General features: G+C 49.1%; 14 protein-coding genes and 2 tRNA genes. 11 read left to right on the top strand and 5 right to left on the bottom strand.

What is annotated here, in order from left to right; all coding sequences use genetic code 11:
* Positions 1 to 225: 225 nt before the first annotated feature.
* Both DESAC_RS11035 and DESAC_RS11030 read right to left on the bottom strand, forming a co-directional pair.
* Positions 226 to 300: transfer RNA gene (locus DESAC_RS11035), tRNA-Cys, on the bottom strand.
* A 17-nt stretch (positions 301 to 317) separates the two neighbouring features.
* Positions 318 to 392: transfer RNA gene (locus DESAC_RS11030), tRNA-Gly, on the bottom strand.
* A gap of 658 nt (positions 393 to 1,050) precedes the next feature.
* Between DESAC_RS11030 and pal the strand changes: the two genes are divergently transcribed.
* From pal to DESAC_RS10975, 11 genes are all read left to right on the top strand, one after another.
* Entirely contained in the window at positions 1,051 to 1,626 is a 576-nt protein-coding gene (pal, locus tag DESAC_RS11025; protein ID WP_013707154.1) for a peptidoglycan-associated lipoprotein Pal, read from the top strand.
* 91 nt (positions 1,627 to 1,717) lie between these two features.
* Positions 1,718 to 2,665, top strand: a complete 948-nt coding sequence (locus DESAC_RS15355) for a tetratricopeptide repeat protein (protein WP_013707153.1) — start codon at positions 1,718 to 1,720, stop codon at positions 2,663 to 2,665.
* 3 nt (positions 2,666 to 2,668) lie between these two features.
* A complete protein-coding gene (locus DESAC_RS11015; RefSeq protein WP_013707152.1) occupies positions 2,669 to 4,558 on the top strand; it encodes a SurA N-terminal domain-containing protein in 1,890 nt (629 codons plus the stop codon).
* Positions 4,559 to 4,569: 11 nt separating this feature from the next.
* Complete coding sequence (locus DESAC_RS11010; RefSeq protein WP_013707151.1) at positions 4,570 to 5,292, top strand: hypothetical protein; 723 nt, start codon at positions 4,570 to 4,572, stop codon at positions 5,290 to 5,292.
* 15 nt (positions 5,293 to 5,307) lie between these two features.
* Positions 5,308 to 6,660, top strand: a complete 1,353-nt coding sequence (locus DESAC_RS11005; protein WP_169311534.1) for a lactate utilization protein B — start codon at positions 5,308 to 5,310, stop codon at positions 6,658 to 6,660.
* Positions 6,661 to 6,685: 25 nt separating this feature from the next.
* A complete protein-coding gene (locus DESAC_RS15350; protein ID WP_169311533.1) occupies positions 6,686 to 7,255 on the top strand; it encodes a LutC/YkgG family protein in 570 nt (189 codons plus the stop codon).
* Between the two features lie 109 nt (positions 7,256 to 7,364).
* Positions 7,365 to 8,558, top strand: coding sequence for a M24 family metallopeptidase (locus DESAC_RS10995; RefSeq protein ID WP_013707148.1), 1,194 nt, complete (start codon positions 7,365 to 7,367; stop codon positions 8,556 to 8,558).
* 317 nt (positions 8,559 to 8,875) lie between these two features.
* Positions 8,876 to 9,871, top strand: coding sequence for a hypothetical protein (locus DESAC_RS10990; RefSeq protein ID WP_013707147.1), 996 nt, complete (start codon positions 8,876 to 8,878; stop codon positions 9,869 to 9,871).
* Positions 9,872 to 9,969: 98 nt separating this feature from the next.
* Positions 9,970 to 10,491 (top strand): phage protease, encoded by a 522-nt coding sequence (locus DESAC_RS10985; protein WP_041283939.1) that lies wholly within the window; start codon positions 9,970 to 9,972, stop codon positions 10,489 to 10,491.
* Between the two features lie 339 nt (positions 10,492 to 10,830).
* Positions 10,831 to 11,724 (top strand): Mu-like prophage major head subunit gpT family protein, encoded by an 894-nt coding sequence (locus DESAC_RS10980; protein WP_013707146.1) that lies wholly within the window; start codon positions 10,831 to 10,833, stop codon positions 11,722 to 11,724.
* A 348-nt stretch (positions 11,725 to 12,072) separates the two neighbouring features.
* Positions 12,073 to 13,776 carry a right-handed parallel beta-helix repeat-containing protein gene (locus tag DESAC_RS10975; protein WP_013707145.1) on the top strand — a complete coding sequence of 568 codons (1,704 nt, stop codon included), beginning with the start codon at positions 12,073 to 12,075 and terminating at the stop codon, positions 13,774 to 13,776.
* 65 nt (positions 13,777 to 13,841) lie between these two features.
* Here DESAC_RS10975 and DESAC_RS10970 read toward each other — a convergent pair whose 3' ends face one another.
* From DESAC_RS10970 to DESAC_RS10960, 3 genes are all read right to left on the bottom strand, one after another.
* Positions 13,842 to 14,603 (bottom strand): WecB/TagA/CpsF family glycosyltransferase, encoded by a 762-nt coding sequence (locus tag DESAC_RS10970; RefSeq protein ID WP_013707144.1) that lies wholly within the window; start codon positions 14,601 to 14,603, stop codon positions 13,842 to 13,844.
* Entirely contained in the window at positions 14,600 to 16,063 is a 1,464-nt protein-coding gene (locus DESAC_RS10965; RefSeq protein ID WP_169311532.1) for a heparinase II/III family protein, read from the bottom strand. The genes DESAC_RS10970 and DESAC_RS10965 overlap by 4 nt, the downstream gene beginning before the upstream one ends.
* Positions 16,064 to 16,837: 774 nt before the next feature.
* Positions 16,838 to 18,205: a phenylacetate--CoA ligase family protein gene (locus tag DESAC_RS10960; RefSeq protein ID WP_013707142.1), complete on the bottom strand. Its 1,368-nt coding sequence runs from the start codon at positions 18,203 to 18,205 to the stop codon at positions 16,838 to 16,840.
* Positions 18,206 to 18,207: the final 2 nt, after the last annotated feature.

Here is an 18,207-nt window from a genome sequence, read left to right as displayed (position 1 = left end):
AATCCTGCTTTTTTCATGATTATGGCCATGTTCACCGAACCGTTATCCTGGGTCACAGTCTGGAGAGAAGGGACGTACCCAACATGGCTTGCTCAGAAGGTTTCCTTTACTCCTTTAATTTCTCAATTAAATATGAGAAAAACAAATTCTCCTACGGGGATGGTTCGGAGGCTATAATCGTAAGGGAGTGTGAGACTATTTAATAAACAACATTCAGAGGGTGGCTGGAGGCGGCATCCGGATTCGAACCGGAGTATAACGGTTTTGCAGACCGCTGCCTTACCACTTGGCTATGCCGCCATTAAGGAGGAAAAAAATGGAGCGGGAAACGGGATTCGAACCCGCGACTTCAACCTTGGCAAGGTTGCACTCTACCACTGAGTTATTCCCGCTCGCTGGATTTTTATAACCAGAAGAATTCTGGTTGTCAAGCGAAATTCCTTTTTCGACCCAGAAGCTTGTATAAAAACAGTGAGCCGTGAGCCGTGAGCAGCAAAAAAATTATTGTGAGCAGCCGCCACGATTCTGTTTTTATGCTTCGTTGTGTTCGGCAGAACATGGGAACTTATATGAAAGAAGGTGGTGCAGGCTTTGCAGCCGGCACGCTGATGCACAGGCCAGGGAGGCCTATGCCACCAATTATTCTTTCATGCTTCGTTGTGTTCCTCAGGACATGATAATTTTTATGAAAAACGAGTTATTCAGGTTTCACACCCTAACGAGCTGATGGATAATGATTCCTCGTGAACCTTAGCCAAGGTTTCCAGGTATTTCCTTTTCAGACTTGATTTACTGGGGCCGGTCAAATAAGATAATATACCAGTGTTCGACTATTCGTATAAGCTTTTAGCAAAAACAAGCACTTGAACTCACTCCGGTTCTACCGGAGAAGTTCAGAAAGAAGCTGATCGAAGCTTTTATCGACTGCCGTTTAAGCGGCGATTCCAGATTGCCGGAAATTGTGAAAAATTATCATGTTGGTTCTTTAGATACGTTTCAGGCCGTGTACGTCCATCGAATTTTGAACCTTGAACCTTGCGGGAGGAAAGGATGATGAGAAGTGGTAGGATCGCCTGGGTTCTTTTGCTCTGTCTCATACCGGCTCTGATGTTGACCGGGTGCGCCAAGAAGAAAGTCGTAACCACGGCCGGGCCGGATGAGACCACAACAGAACCGGGGCAGATACAAGAGGAATCCTTGGGTGCAGGGGGAGAGCGCCTGGGGCGTAGCCGGAAAGGAGTGAGCGCTCGGGCTCAGGCCTATGGTCCAGAGGGTATCGCCTTCGAGAGTGAAGACGTTTTTTTCGAGTATGACCAATTCACCCTGACTTCAGAGTCACGCAGCCTATTGCAGAAGAAGGCATCTTTTCTCCAGAAACATCCGGAAATACAGATAACCATAGAGGGTCATTGCGACATTCGAGGTAGTAGTGATTATAATCTCGGTTTAGGCCAGAAGCGGGCCGACAGTGCCAAGTCATATCTCCAGGATTTGGGAATTGCCGGCAATCGTCTGTCTACCATTAGCTATGGCAAAGAGCAGCCGGTCGCTCATGGAGACACTGAAGAGGCTCATGCCAGAAACCGGCGGGGTCACCTGGTTATCGGGGGTCTTAATGAACCATGAGCGGTCGAATAAGGGCATTTTTTGTTAGGTCGGCAACGTTGGCCTCGTGGTGATCTCAAGATGTGAGTGTTCCTGATCAAAGATGGGAAGAATGTTGCAGATATATTCCTTTGAAGCCTGCTGGCGACTCCTGGGTCTGCTCTTGGTAAGCGGGATGGTATGCACCGGTTGTGCGGACGTTCCTTTTTTAAAGAAGGCGCCGCTTCAGGAAAGTATGGCGGAGTCAAGTTATGAGCCTCCGCCCCAACCGCTGCCAGATCCGGAGCCCAAGGCGCAGCCGATCATCCGTCCGACGTCTAATCCGGGCAGTTCAAATCCGATTGATGCCAGATTGGCGGAACTCGCCAGTCAGTTCGAGGTTATCCGGACCAGGGTACAGGTGCTGGAGGGAAAGTTGGCGGAACAGGAACATCAATTGAGCCAACTGATCAAATCCGGCAACCCGCAACAGGCGCAGATGCAGGAGAAATTATCAGGTTTGGAGAGGGAACTGGCGGCAACCCAAGAGCGGCTGGCGCAAGTAGAGGGCCAACGTCCTCCTCAAGCCGTAGCCGCCGTCCCGGTGGCTATGTCAGGCAACCGGGAGGCGGGGGAAGCAGCGCCAACCGCCAAGAAGGCACCACCGGCGGCCCCGGCAAAGGTGGGGAGCGATCCTTTTGCTGAGGGGTTAACTTTGTATAAACAGAAATCCTATGGGCCGGCTCGAGAAAAATTCCAACGCTATCTAGAGGAGCATCCGAAAGGCGAAAAAGCGATTGAGGCTCGCTACTACTTAGCCGATAGTCTCTATCAGGAAAAGCATCACGATGAGGCCATCGTTGAATTCAACAAGCTGTTGGAAGGCTATCCCAAGAGCACGCTGGCGCCGGCATCGCTCCTAAAGCAGGCTTATGCCTTTAAAGCCCAGGGAAAATCTAAAGTTCATAACCTCATCTTGGAAAAGCTCATCGCCGACTATCCGCAGAGTCCTGAGGCGGTCCAGGCCCGCAAGCTGCGGGGCAGCGGGGCAGCAGTATCCGATAAGAAAAAAGGAAAATAATCCGTGCTTGATTTCATGCGAAAACACGCCAGTTCCTGGTTTGTCACTGGCATCATTGGAGCTATCGTCGTCGTTTTTGTCCTGTGGGGCATTGGCAGCTTCCGTTCTGCCCAATTTCAGGAAGTGGCCGAGGTCGATGGCGCCAAGATTTATCTCCCCGAATACTATAAAGCCTACCAGAACCTCGTGCGAAACTATCAGGAACAGATGGGGGGCGAGTCTAACGAGGAGGTTGCCAAGACCCTGCGCCTGCGGGAACAGGCCTTGGGTCAGATGATCGATGAACTTCTGATCAAACAGGCCAGCAACCGCCTGGGGCTCAACGTCACCGATGCCGAACTGCGGGACTACATTCGGCGAAACCCCGCCTTTGCCGACGAGCGGGGCTTTAATGAGAAGCGGTATCACCAATTGCTGGCCCGGAGACGTTTACCGGCTTCAGAGTATGAAGAACAGGAGCGGCAACAACTGCTGGTACAAAAAATGGTGCACTTCATCACCTCGTTCGCCAAGATATCCGAGGCCGATCTCCAGGAGGCCTATCGGCTGCAGCAGGAGACGGTGCGGGTAGAGTACGTCGTGCTTGGTCCCTCTCAGTTTTTAAAGGAGCAACAGGCTGGCGCCGCCGAAATGCAGCAGTATTACGAATCACACCCGGAGACGTTTCGGGAGCCTGAAAAAGTTAAGGTGCGTTATATCTTTTTTAAATTTAACGATTTCGATGGACAGATCAAGGCTGACCGGGAAAAGATTGAAACGTATTATTACGACCATTTGGAGGACTATTCCCGGCCTCAGACAATTCGCGTCAGCCAATTATTTCTTGAACCTCCTTCGAAAGCCGGCACTGCGGAGCAGCAGCGTTTCCGGCTATTGGCCGAAAAACTGCTCCAACGGGCCAGGGCGGGAGAGAGTTTCGAACAGTTGCAGAAAAAATATTCCCCGGAAGCCGAGGGGCGGATACAGGCAGGGGAACTGGGTTTGGTCAAACGCGGCCAGAATATCCCGGAATGGGAAGCCGTCGCCTTTCATCTCAAGAAGGGCGGCATCGGCATGGCTAAGACTCCCAGAGGTTATTACCTGATAAAAGTAAACGACATTCTGGAACGTAAAACCCCACCCTTGGCTGAGGTGCAGGCTCAGGTGGAAAAATCCTGGCGGGCGGAGGAAGCAAAAAAGCTCGCCCACCGGCAGGCGGAAGGACTGCGGGCCGAGATGCTCAATGCCTCCTTTGCCGAGGCGGCTGCGGCTAGGCATATTAAGGTGCAGGAGACCGGCTGGTTGACCTCGAAAGACGCCATTCCCGGTTTGGGCCAGCAGCCGGCCTTTTCCCAGATGGCCATAGGATTGAAACCTCAGGAGATCAGCAAACCGTTAAATTTGGCCGACGGTGTGGCGTTGTTGCAGGTTATGGACCATCAGGACAGCCTGCTCCCACCACTGGCCCAGATTAAAGACCGGGTGGCTGAGGCCGTCCGTCTGGAAAAAGCCCGCCTGGCGGCGGCCGAAGAGGCCGAGTCGATCTTAAGCCGTCTCCAAAAAGGCGAGAGTCTGGCGAAGGTAGCAGCCCAGAAGGGAGTTCCCCTCAAAGACAGCGGTTTTTTTACCCGTTCACAGGGTATGCCAGGCCAGGGCCAGGTAAGAGAATTGGCGACGGCAGCATTTTCTTTAGCAGCGACGCCGCCCCACCACGTTGATCTCGTAAGCTGGGGGGGAGAGAACTATCTTCTGGTCTTCAAGGAACGGCGCCAGCCCTCCCGAGAACAATTTGCCCTGGCTCGGGAGGAGTTATCTAAAGGCCTCATGGACTTGAAGCGTCAGATGGTATTTTCCCAGTGGCTGGCGTCAGAGCGGCAGCGGGCAAAAATCAAAGTCTACGAGATACCTTCCTAAGGAGAAGCGACATGGCTGATTTTTTATGGAATTATCTGCTCACCGGTCTCACTCAGCCGCTTATTTTTATCGTTCTGCTCGGCCTCTATATTCTGCAGCGCCGCCAGATGCATCTGCTGAAATCGGGGTTGAGTTGGCTGCGCATCATTATCATGCTCGTCTTATTTTTCTACTTTGTCTACAATTATGCCAGCGAGATTCCCGAAGCCTTGCGGCGGACCAGCATTGTGGGCATGTTCTGCCTCAATCTGATCATGGTCTACACCCTTTTACTGGATCGCCGGGAGGAGAAGTATCGCCAGGCCCTGGCGGCTTACAGTCAGGATCTGACCAGCAGGCCGTTGTTGGATGAGGTCTGGCGTCTGGGCAAGAAATTCATTTATTTCCGCTATATCTTTGAGGCCTTGGCAAGCGGCTATTCGCCAGGCAACTTCCTGCAGGGCGTCATCTCCCGCCAAATACCCACAGATATTAAACACGTCTTAATGGAGCGCGGCATTGCCACCGAAGTGGTCGCTACCCAGACCTTGATTAATTTTCTCAACGCCAGGTTAAAAGAGAGCGAATCGCTGCCTCCGGAGTTAAAAGAGGTCCTGGCGCCGGTGATTCAACAATTGGGAGACCACGCCTGGATCAAGGAACAGATTGATGCCTTCCTCCAGATGGCTCTCAAGGACCCCGAAAAGCTGTATCATTCCGCCTGGAGCGAGGCGCCCACGCGCTCAGATGCCTAGGTGTTTGCCAGACAGGTGCAAAAAACTTTTCGCAATCATCCTCCAGAGATAACAACCCTGGAGGTGCCTGCTATCAGGCTGGCGGTCCAACGAGCCCTGGCGGCCCGAGCCCGGCTGGTGGAGACCTACCCTCACTGGGAGGCTTGGCGGAAACAGGCCAAGGCTATTAAAAGCGAGGTAGTGACTCATCTCAGTGATTATCTCGATCAACTCCGGCGCCAGGTGGAAGGATGGGGCGGTCAGGTCTTGGAAGCACCTGACAGCCGCACCGCCTGCCGCCTGATTACGGAGCTGGTTGGGAGACATCAGGTCCGGCTTCTCGTTAAATCCAAATCCATGACCAGTGAGGAGATCAGCCTCAATCCGGCGTTAGAGGCGGCTAACTGTCGGGTGACCGAAACGGATTTAGGTGAGTTTATCGTTCAATTGGCCGGTCAGACTCCTTCCCACCTGACCGCCCCGGCCATGCATCTGAACCGGGACGATATTGCCGACCTTTTCTCAACGCATTTGGATCTGCCCCGCCACAATGATCCGGTAGTTCTTTCCCGGCAGGGGGCAAAGTTTTTACGGCCCCGCTACTGGGAAGCCCAGATGGGGATCACCGGGGTCAATTTTGCCGCGGCGGCCAGCGGCCACCTAATAACGCTGGAGAATGAGGGCAACCTGCGCCTGACGGCTACCGCTCCGCCGGTACACGTGGCTTTGATGGGGTTGGAAAAGATCATTCCGACGCTGGCCGACTTGGAGGTGCTGCTGCGGCTGCTGCCGGTGAGCGCCACCGGCCAACGGCTCACCGCCTACGTCAATTTCATCAGGGGTATGAAGCCTCAGCCCGGAGGTCGACAGGCCTTTTACCTCATCCTGTTAGATAACGGCCGTCGGAGGCTGGCGGCCGATCCGCTCTACCGGGAAGCCCTCTTCTGTCTGCGCTGTGGTGCCTGTTTGAATGTCTGTCCGATATTCCAGTTAGGCGGCGGCCACCTCTATGGCCAGGTATATCCCGGCGCCATCGGCATTCTATTGGCGCCGTTTCTGGGGAGTGGCGTCGACCTGACCGATTTATGTACCCAATGCGGGGCCTGTAGCCAGATCTGTCCGGTCGGCATCCCCCTGGCCGAACAGATCTGCCGCCGGCGGACCGAGAGCCGTTTGCACCCAGCGCTGAAGGTTATGACGAGGGGAAGCAGTTCGGTTTTAGAACACCCCCGGCTGTATCGTTTCCTGACGCCGCTCTGGAGGTTCCTGGCACGACTACTCCCCGATGGTCCAGGCGGTCGCTGGTGGGGGGAAAACCGGCGTCTGCCGATGCCGGCCGAAGAGTCTTTCTTCGAATCGCAATTTCCAAAACGGCGAACTTTTCCTTAATTTCTTGCTTTCTGGGGGGATGCCTGTGTTAGCAGAACTTTTACGCCAACGTCTTGAAGAGAACCGGGCAGAGTTGGCCCGCGTGTGCGGCGTGGCGGAGCTGGCCCAGGTTATCTTATCTAACACCGGCAACAATCTCGCACTGGAAGATCACCCCTGGCTGCGGGCAGCTTATGAGCAGCTTACCTCTGCGCAACAGGTTCACGTCCACTTTTTGTCAGGATTCGACATTGATCCTAAAGCACCGCTTCAGGTCGATACCGTCGTCACCGTCGGTCTGGGAGCTATTCCTGAAACCGGGACGGTGCTTGTCGGCAGCAGGGTTCCGGAGGCGTTTCGTCTGTCCTTGTGTCCCCGCCGTCACTATGTCATAGTTCCGGCCGACAAAGCCTGTCTGACCATGTCCGAAGCCCTGGCTTTGACCGGTCAAGAACCTTCGGGGCTGGTAAGCTGGCTTACCGGACCCAGCCGCACTGCAGATATTGAGAAAGTTTTGGTCCTGGGAGCCCAGGGGGCCGGTGAACTTATAGTCATTGTCTATTATGAGGGTGGCATTGAGGAGAAAATGCCTATAAAAGACAGGGAAAAGGGATGAGGGATGAGGGAATAAAAGATAGGGAGATGAGGATAGGGTAGCAGGATTTATTACTGCTAACTAATCACTGTTATAAAATCCCTCTTCCCTGTCTTTATAAGGGGGTCGTATGGAACCGGTTCCGGTTGCGGAAATACTCCAGCGTCAGGCAGACTTGCAAGAAATGCTGGCCGACGCCGAGATTGAATTAGCACTTATTCGCCAGGCTGCCGATCTGTACTATTACAGCAGCGTGATTGTCGACGGCTTTTTGGCCCTGGGGCCAGCGGGTGACCCACTCCTATTAGTGCGCCGACCGCAGCAGCGCCTCCAGGAACTTGACCTGCCTTTTCCGGTGGCCTTCTACCGGGATATCAGAGATGTCCCTCGGATTTTAGGCCAGGTTGGCCTGGGTCACAACGGCGCTATCGGCGCGGAGTTGGATGTCATGCCGGCATTGTTGTATCGCCGATTGCACGAGGAGTTATTTCCCCAGCGGTCTATCGTCGATTTAACGATGATGATTCGCAAGCAGCGCATGATCAAAAGCGCTTACGAAATAGCTCAGATCCGCCGGGCGGCGGCGATTCTGGATGAGACATTGGAAGAAGCCGCCCGACTGATCAGGCCAGGTCTTAGCGAACTGGAGCTGTCGGCAGCTTTGGAATACCACCTGCGGCTGGCGGGACACCAGGGACTGGTGCGTACCCGGACCTGGAATCTTGAGATGTTTTTTGGCCACGTGCTTTCCGGGGCAGCCGGTATCCAGGCGGCGTATGTGGAGACGCCCAGCGGCGGCACCGGGTTTAGCCATGGCTTTCCTCAAGGGGCTGGTACCAAGCGGCTGGCGGTCGGCGAACCCATCAGCGTTGACCTGGCCGCCTGCGTCAATGGCTATATCGCCGATGAGACGCGCCTCTATGTCTTGGGAGATCTGCCGGAGGCGGCCTGTAAAGCCCTGGAGTTGGTAGAAAGGTTATTTGAGCTGTATGAGGTCGAAGCCCAGGTTGGCTCACTTCCCGGAGAGATTTACCAGCGCCTCCGGGGGGAGGTCAAGGCCGCCGGTTTAGAGGATTATTTTATGGGCGTGGGCCGTGACCGAGTATTCTTTCTAGGGCATGGCGTCGGCCTGGAACTGGACGAATATCCCCTGATTACTGCAAAATTTCCTTTTCCGCTGGCCGCCGATATGGTAATTGCCTTCGAGCCGAAGTTCTTCCTGCCAGAAATCGGCATGGTAGGTTTTGAGGATACCGGTCGGATCACCGCTGCCGGCGTGGAGTGGCTCACCCGGTCTCCCCGGAGGGTCTGGCAATTGCGATGAACATCGGAGATGAATACACGGTTTACCTTTAAGAATTTTGTTGTTTGACTACCTTCCTAAAACCCGCATCCTGGCGGGAAAAATCTATCAATATGCAAGCCTCGTAGTGCCACTCACTGTATCCTGCTGCTGAGCGTGTTATTGTAACATCACCATATATCCCCCTGCGGTTGGATATCAATTGTCTTTTGTGACAAATGATCCAGGTGTTTTAGCTAAATTTTCTTTTCTCTGGTATCCCTTCAGAAAAATTCATGGAAAATGAATTTATGGAGAATTCGGGGTATGAAGCACACTTTGAAAAGGAGATTGGCTCTATGGGTACAGTAGTCAAGGAGTATACGTTTGTTGATCTGGACGTTGAGGGTAATATCAACGTTACCGGCAAGGTTGATGGCGTGGATATTTCGGAACATGCGGCCAATGTTAGTATTCATCACACTCATGGCAATCTCGCCAACCTGAACTTGGTCAATCAAAATGTCGGCACTTCAGGTTCTCCGGAATTTAAAGGCCTGACCATCAATGGCGATATCAAGGTTACCGGTAAGGTCGACGGACTGGATGTCTCGGTCCATGCCGCCGATGCCGTTGTCCATCATACTCACACGAACAGGGCCAACCTAGATGTGATCAATCAAAACCTGGGCACGGCCAACGCCCCCGCCTTTGCCGGCCTTACGGTCAACGGCAATCTAACAGTTACCGGTTCGGTTGACGGGGTGGATGTCTCCGCCCATGCAGCCCGGCACCAGGTTGGCGGCGCTGATGCCCTCACCGGCAACCTGGACGCCAATGCCCGGGTTCAGGTCAAGGCCAACGGTACTGCCATCGCTGCCAGACGGTCGGTTAATTTCATTGCCGGTAGTAATGTTACCCTGACGGCGGCAGATAGTGCGGCCAATGAGACTGTGAACGTCACCATTGCAGCAGCCGGTGGCACTACTGACCCGCAGGTGGTTAAAGGGGTGGCCGGCGAGGCCCTGGCGGCCTACGACCTTTGCTACCTCAAGGCGGATGGGAAATACTGGAAGGCCGCCTCCGGGTCGGTAGCCACCATGCCGGGTCTGGTCCTGGCCAGCGCCGCTTTCACCGCCAATCAATCGGGCAGCTTTATCCGCCGGGGTCAGGTGACCAACAGCAAATGGGCCTTCGCCACGGTGGGCGGGTTTGTCTATGCCGGAAGCACTGCCGGGTCTCTGACTCAAACAATTCCTTCGGCGAGTGGGGAACAGTTGCAGATTGTGGGTATTGCCAAAAGCGCTACCCAGATCGATTTTGAGCCGAATCTGTTGTTGGTAGAGGTGGCGTAAAAGGAATGCTGGCGGGACACGGCGAGTGGGCCTGTGCTACATTGCAATTAACGCGGTATTGAAATTTCTGATAAAAAGAAAAAAAGGAACTGGGTCGCATGAAGGAAAAACTCATTGAAGTTCTTGGACTTGAGGCCGATACCAATGACGAGGAGATTATTACCAGAGTGAAATCCATCCGATATGCACTTGGATTCATGGAGGATATGAGCAAGCTCCTGGGTGTCGAAGCCAATGCCGCCAAAATCAAAATCGCGGTGCTGGGGCTGAAAAACTCCGAAAATACTGTAGTCCGACTCCAGGGTGAAATAGACCGGCTCAAGGCTGAACGAGCTTCAGATAAAGCCAGAGAGGCGGTAGAACAGGCTCTTAAAGCCGGTAAGATTCTCCCTTCCGAGCGAAGTTGGGCTCAGCAGTTTGCAGAGACTAATCCTCTCGGATTCGAGACGTATATAGCCGGAGCGCCTATAATCGGGCCGGTGGACAAAAATCTCCACGACCAGAACGGGTATGTCGGCAAAACTGAACCTGGCCTGAGCACTGCCGAACTGGCCATTGCCAAATTATTGCGTGTTACCCCGGAACAGTTCAAAATTTCAAAAGAATCTTTGGCATTATGATCCGAAAAATTTGATTTGTAACGATTGAAAAGGGTTTTATGGTCATGCTTTCTTCTTCTTCCTTCCTTCTCCCCCCCCTCATTTCTCCTTTCCCCAAATGGGGAAAGGGGAAAAGTGAGGGTCTACCTAAATGGGGGCGTCTGTGACAAGAGGGAACAGGGAAAAAGGAACAGGGAAGAGTAAAAGTGGGCGGTCCACCAGGTGAGGGTGATGTGCTACCTTTACGTTTTATAGAAATGCTGGTCCTTAGTGTCCCCTCGAGGTTCAGGGTGAGGGGTGAAAGAAACAACATTGTGCATCTGCGAATAATAAGAAACAAGGAGGTCAAACAGATTTTCCATGATCATTAATCAATCAAATTTAGACAACATCTACGTCGCCTTGAATGCCATTTTTAATGAGACTTTTCAGGGGGCAGCGAGTTTTTATAACCGGGTTGCCATGACTGTCACCTCAAAGGGCAGGGGGAACGATTACAAATTTATGCTGCAATTCCCGATGCTCCGGGAGTGGATCGGCGACCGGCAGGTCCGTAATCTGGCGGCGGCTCATTTCCAGATTGAGAATAAAGATTATGAGGCGACCGTTGAACTCGATCGCAATGACATGGAGGATGATACCATCGGGATTTACAACCCGGTTATCTCCGAGCTGGGCCGGGCCGCCAAACAACATCCCGATCTGCTGATAGCTACTCTGCTGGCCAACGGTCATACTACGCCCTGCTATGATGGCAAGAACTTCTTTGCTACCGACCATCCCGGCGGGCCAGAGGGAACGCAGAGCAATTATGGCGGCGGCTCCAGTACGGCCTGGTATCTGCTGGATACGTCGAGAAGTATAAGACCTTTTATTTTTCAACAACGCACTCTGCCGAACTTGGTAAGTCTGGACCGCCCGGGTAATAGTCATGTCTTTATGCGCCGAAAGTTCCGCTTTGGCGTCGACTACCGCGGCGCGGCCGGCTACGGCCTCTGGCAGTTGGCCTACGCCAGCCACGACACGCTGAACGACACCAATTATGAGGCGGCGCGTCGTGCCATGCAAACCCTGAAAAACGATGAGGGCGTCCCTTTAGGAATTATGCCATCATTATTGGTGGTTCCGCCTTGCCTGGAATCAAACGCCAAAGAGCTCCTGAACGGCGATTATTTAGGCGTAACGGGAGAGGGGACAAAGACCAACATTTGGAAAGGCACGGCGGAAGTGTTGGTGGTGCCGTGGTTGACTTGAGGTGCGGGGAGTGCTTACAAAATGGGCTAGGGAATCATATCGTTTGGCCATGCAGCGGTTGTTATGCCAGAAGATCGGTAGCGCAGACCTCCAGGTCTGCGTCATGAGTAGCCCCTAATAAGCAAAGACTTGAAGATTTGTGCCTTTCAATGGGGCTTCGAATGAGCTACAGGGAAATCAACTTTTGCACAAAATTGAAAACCTGTGCTACCGGCAAATAATATTTGGTTCGTGGGTGGCTTGCAGGTCATGAAAATCATCCAGAAACCGGAAACAAGAAACCAGAGACCATTATTCGGAGACCAGAGACTGTATTATCCAGATTCGTTTATTATAGATGGAGGAAAGATGATGAAGTCCATTAAAACTATTTTCATGGTAATCATGCTTAGTCTGTGCTGGGTACATGGCTCACAAGCCGCCACTTACTATATGCGGGCCGATGGCACGGCGCCAAATAAAGAAGCAGCAACAGGACCACCTTCGGATAAGTCGAAGTGTATGAGTGTGGCGGTGCATAATGGAGCGAAGTTTTCTCCTGGCGATATAATCAAAATAAGCGAGCAGGGTGGGAGTATTATTTCTCAAATTATTCCTCCCTCAAGTGGATCAGAAGCGGGCGGATGTATAACCTATGCTGCTGCCGATGGGGAGTCGCCATTAATAGATGCGGGGAGGCGCATAACCTCCTGGGACGGAACCGGCACACCTGGGGTATATTATTCTGACCCTGTGGATTCCTATGTTAATCATGTTTACGAAGACGGTTTGCCCTTAAAAATTGCAAGCAATTCAACCTGCTCTGATGGAAACTGGTATTATAATTCGTCTGAATTTCGTAAGGTCTATTATAAACCCACTTCAGGTATGCCAAGTGATCATATTGTTTCATACGCAAAAAATCAGATTCGCGGATTGATAGATTTAACTAACAGATCATATATAATTATTAGTGGTCTAACCATTAGAAATGGCGAATATTGTATTATTAATAGTAATCCTTCTGTTAATACAAGTTACCTTACTATCCGTAATTGTGTATTTAATTATTCTATGTGTGGCATTTATATGTCAATGGGCGGTGAAATCACCAATTCTAATCTTACTTTAGAAAATAATTACTATTATCGTTGTCAAGCAGCAAATCATTTATATGGAACTTCAAATGATAATTATATTATAAGAAATAATATAGTTGAAGATGGAGGCACTATAGATGGCATAGATAGATGGGCCCGTAATGGGGCATGGCAAGACGAAGAGGCGTTTGGACTACAAAATCCAGTTAATTGTTTAATTGAGTCAAATATTGTAAAGGGAGGTTTTCAGAAAGCTATTTTTCTTTATGCCAATGATGGCTACGCTGCTTCAAATAATACTATTCGTAATAACTTTATTTATAATACCATTGCGCGAGCTATCCAGATGGAAGGAGATGGAAATTATGCTTTAGATAATAATCGTGTGTATTCCAATGTTATTATAAATACAGGGAAGAAAGGTGCACTTGGCGGCAGCTATGGATTTTATCTAAGGCAGGGATTAAATAGTTCGGAAATGAACTATATTGAAAACAATGTTATTTTTGGATGTGATGATACTTATCCAATATATTTAGGTTTTATCAGTGGCTCAAATCATTATTGGACTATACGCAATAACATCATTGCGAACTATGGATCAGTAGCAGCTATTGGAATTGCGAGTTATACAAATCAGTTAATATTAGATTATAACTGTTGGGATACAGATGGTTTATTTTGGTTGCCTTCTGGTCAGAAAACCTTGGCCCAGATGCAGGCGCTTGGTTTTGAAAAACATAGTATGGTGGCTAATCCGCAATTTATCAACGCTGGCGGCTCTAAAGCTACAGATTATAGATTACAAACAATATCTCCTTGCATCGGGAAAGGCTGTCCTGTAGGGCTAATCACAGATTTTCAGGGCAACAAATGGCGCAATCCCCCCAGCATAGGGGCAATAGAATATTATAAGACTGGCGGAGTGATTAGTCCTCGAACTGTAGGCGGATCAAATTATAAACAAAAATAGTGCACAAGTGCTCAGGCAGTAATAAGTTTTCAGCAAAATTAGCTATGTATTATTAATGGGCGGGTCTATGACCCGCCCAAACTGCAAATAACTTGTTTAAATTTTTTATGTAAAACTCCTACCATAAAAAGGGGCAGGACCTTCTGTCTTTTTAAGCGCTTCGGCTCTTTGAGGAGACGATACAACCATTCGGCATAAACCCGACGCCAAATCTCAGGAGCCCTTCGGACCTTACCTACTATAGTGTCAAGGGTGCCGCCAATTCCCTGGACGATCTTAACAGAGCGGAGAGAGTCTTTATGAGCTCCAAACCATTTCTCCTGTTTGGGGGAACCCAGGGCTATGAAAAGAATTTCAGCCTGTGAACTATTGATGTGTTTGATGAGGGCGGGCATGTCTTTTATGCCTAAATAGCCATGTGCTCTTCCGGCAATCAACAGACCCGGAAAGCGAGCTTGTAAAATTTCCGCTGACTGTCGGTTGACTTCTTCAGTTGAGCCATAGATAAAAACCTTATACCCTCCTTGCGCGGCCAACGCACAGATATCCTCGAAAAATTCGGCTCCGGGAATGCGGTCTAGGTTGGCCCCATACAGCGTTCTGGCTGCCCACACCATGCCGATACCATCAGGGAGGAGAATATCGGCCTGTTCGAATATCTTATGTAATTCCGGGTCCTTGGGAACAGAGAAGTTCTTTTCCGGATTGGCGGCAAAGATAGCATGCGGTCTTTGGCCGTTTTTCAAAATATCAGCCACCTTTTGCATTGCCTCCGGCTTAGTTATCGCATCAACCCAGATATCAAGAATTTTTAGGCGTTTAGTCATAATAAATTTGCCATTTCTAGGAGGAAATCGTCCTCCCCGGGGGAGTCGATACAGATAGCCGTCAGAAATTGAATGTTTCGGACGCTGCCGCTCAGAGTGCAATTTAAGACGCGGCTTTTAAGCTTAGTCCCATAAGCCGGGGAAAACCACCCTAATGGCGGTATTTCCTGACCCTTGATCAGGGTAAAACTGCCCCCTGAAAAAAGCCTCATAAAAACCCTCGCTTCGCCATATTGAATAACCCACCATTCTTTCTCAGCACCTATTATCGCTTCGGGATGGAGATGAAAATTCAGTTCAAAAAAATGTGTTCCTGTTCCAGAGAACGTGTCCCGGATTAAAAGATGACGACCTTCCAGGAAAGAGACTATTCTAGAATGTGTCACCGGGTCTTTTAGCCTTTCATAACCATTATGGGAACCTTCGATGATCAGACCTTTATCAATCGGGCAGGTACGGACCAAATGTGCCCTAAACGGGTGACTCCAGATGAAACCCGTCTGTTGGGCGGCCTGATCCTGGCCATCAATGGCTACGGTATTGTGAGCCCTGGTACCTTTGAAATACCGCCGGAACTCCGGAAAGCCATTATATCGATAGGTGCCGGGATCAACAAGTATAGTCCTGCCGTTGACTCTAAGGTTTATGGAAAGGGCATCAGCATGACCATGACCATAGAGCGGGGCCATCCCTAAAGGCCCATGATCAAAAGTTAAAATAAGACCGGATTTATCCCGTATAATAGTGTAGCCTGAGGATGGCAAGGTTTCCCAGGACACCTGATTTTTTATTGCCTCAGAGTTTGCTTGGATTGGCGGCTGTATTTTTTGCAACTTAATGCAAAACGGTGATCCTCTAAGCGGGCGTATGCCAGGGGCTATGGCCCAACCGTCATCGCTGTCGCCCAGAGTCGGAAAATTTCCCTGGTCATCACAGAATGCCTGCAGAAAGGTCTCTCCCTGGAGCAATCTGGGCTTCCAAGCGGGGCAATCGTATAAGCGGTTCTTTTCCAGAAAGTCAGCAGCCAGCCAATAGAGGTCCAAGACAAACCGGTGATAGTTCAGCGACTGTTCCGCCGGGCCACCATCCTCCAGAATCTGATGAAAAAGCTCTTGCTGCAAGAGTTCGATTCCACGGTTCAGCCAGGCTATCCCTTCGGGGGCAGACCTGAAAACAGCCCCGGCAAAGACCAGTCCGATACATTCACAGACCGTATGATTGCCCAGGGAGGAGTAGAGCGAGAGACGCCGGGAAATCCACCAAGCATGCTGATAGATAGAAGTAAGAATTCGCTGCCGTTCTAAGTCATCAAGATTATCTAAAATTTTCAAGGCATAAAAAAATACCGGGATTCTGAGGCCGCATTCCATTGCCGAGAAATAGTGGGGGCCGGAGAGAAAAGGATTTTTGTCAAGCCAGTCCAGGAGCGAATTCCTAACGAATTCTCCAATGTTTTGCATAAAGGAATCAGTTTTATATCCATTGCTCAGAGATTTATCATTTTTTCTCCCCTCTCCCCGGCACAGAGATTCATCCTTTCTTTTCCTCTCTTCCCCTGAGGGTAAAGGAGTCGGGTGAGGGGTGAGGAAATCTTTAGCTGTCTCTCTAAAATCTCCTGAATCGGATTGGTAGTTATGATCTCGAAGGTATAACAAAAGTATGGTGAGATGCTGAAGCCTTGCCGGTTCCCAGACCATGCGGATGTCTATGCTGTTTTGAGAAACAGGTATGTCGCAGGAAAACCGGCCTCGGGTTCTGTCTTCAAATGCGATTATCTCTCTTTTATTGCCATTGAGCGTAAAGGTCTCGCCAGAGAGAAGAGATTGTAAGCGGGAATCGTTTCCTGGATACCGGAATTCTGGCAACTGCAGGTGATCAACATCGGCAGATGGGATTAGAGAGTCACTAATAAAAATCTTGCTTTTTTTAAATCGGGCCCGCGTCCGGAAAATAAACAAAAAATCTCCAATCCGATTGATTACTTCAGGAAGCGAGGCGTTTTGCAGACGCATTAGAAAGAAATTTAGTTTTTTTTCAATAATTGTACTATATAAATTCAATATGTTAACCGTATTGCAGGCAATACTATATAAAATTATGCCATTGCGGTACTGCAGTAATATATACGCAGATAATAAAATATCTTTATTATAAGAGTGTAGTTTGAATAATAATATTTATTAAATCACATTCATTATATTAGTTAAGTATTTATAAAAAGATTATCACTATTATTAATTAGTTGAGGAAATTTTGCTTATGAGGAGAAGGAATTTCCCATTTGGTTGTTTTATTAACTCATCAACGTATTTTATTTCAATCTTTGTATCTTTATTTAGTTTATCTTTATAATGTTTATAAAGTATCTCCTCATGCATAGAATTATATAATGGTGATTTTATAATTAAAATCTGAAGTATGCCTTTTTCCTTTTGAACATATTGCAAGCCATAAATTACCGAGTATAGTTCATCGTGCAAATTCAAGGCTGTTGTGGTGACAAATGAGCCATCACGGTTAAATATCCGGTCGCCTCGCCAGCGGCCCATAATGTTTTTAATAACAGGAACACGTCGATGACATACTGGACAAATATCTCCTACATATTCTGCAAAATCTCCTGTCCGATATCGAATTAATGGCATGCCTGGGTTATGAAAAGAGGTCCCCACAATCTCTCCTATATCTCCTACTTGTTTTATGCCGTTTCCTTCCGTGTCTACAAGCTCAAAATAACCATAAGTCGGCTCAATGTGGTATAAATCCGATTTGGCGCAAAATCCTGCGAGTACTAATTTTTCACTATGACCATAGAAATTGAAAAATCTAATACCAAGTCTATTCTGGACCAAGTCTAATTGATAATCGAAGATATTTTCTGAGCTGCATAAAAAGGCCTTTATAAATGATACGTCTAAACGATTTTTGAGAAGATACACAGAAAACTCGTAGGCGACAGATGGGTAGCAATGGATGAACGCGATATTAAGGCGGCGGATAGTTTTATAGACATCTTGAAAATAATTGTCGTTTAGCCGAAATCCATCGAATATCACCTCCCTCATCAAAGGATTGATTTTATAAATCACCCTCTTTGGTAGCCGATGATTTCTGATTACAGCTCTAACGTTAAATTTATACCCTATTCTCTCCCATATACTATGAATGGTGGCAAATTCAATTATATAACGGGTTTTTGGGGCAATCAATTGCAATGGCTTACCGCTTGTTCCGCCTGTCGTTCCAAAATCGTAATCTGCTATTTTAACTTTATCGCTGATAAAATCCTTCATATTAATCATGACTATATCTTTATCGATGAAGCCAAAGCATTTAGAGAATTGGTTAATATCTTTGAAAGTCATGCCCCTATAAAGCCGTCGATAATATGGAACGGTTTGGATTGCACTATTGACAACGTTGAGAAGATGCAATTCAGAATTGAAAGTGGTGTCAGATTTATTTAAATATTTTTTGTAACGTTGATAATCTATCCCATATATCATGGTAGGATTTTGGTTGATATTTAAAATAAAGTAATTAATAAAGTTAGGCAGTCGGATAATGTTTTTCCGAATATAGTTAGCATATCTTCGAATCATTA

Origin of the sequence: Desulfobacca acetoxidans DSM 11109 (assembly GCF_000195295.1) — a bacterium.
Lineage (GTDB): Bacteria > Desulfobacterota > Desulfobaccia > Desulfobaccales > Desulfobaccaceae > Desulfobacca > Desulfobacca acetoxidans.
The sequence above is the reverse complement of the archived record's forward strand: the minus strand, read 5'-3'. Positions and strand labels throughout refer to the sequence as shown.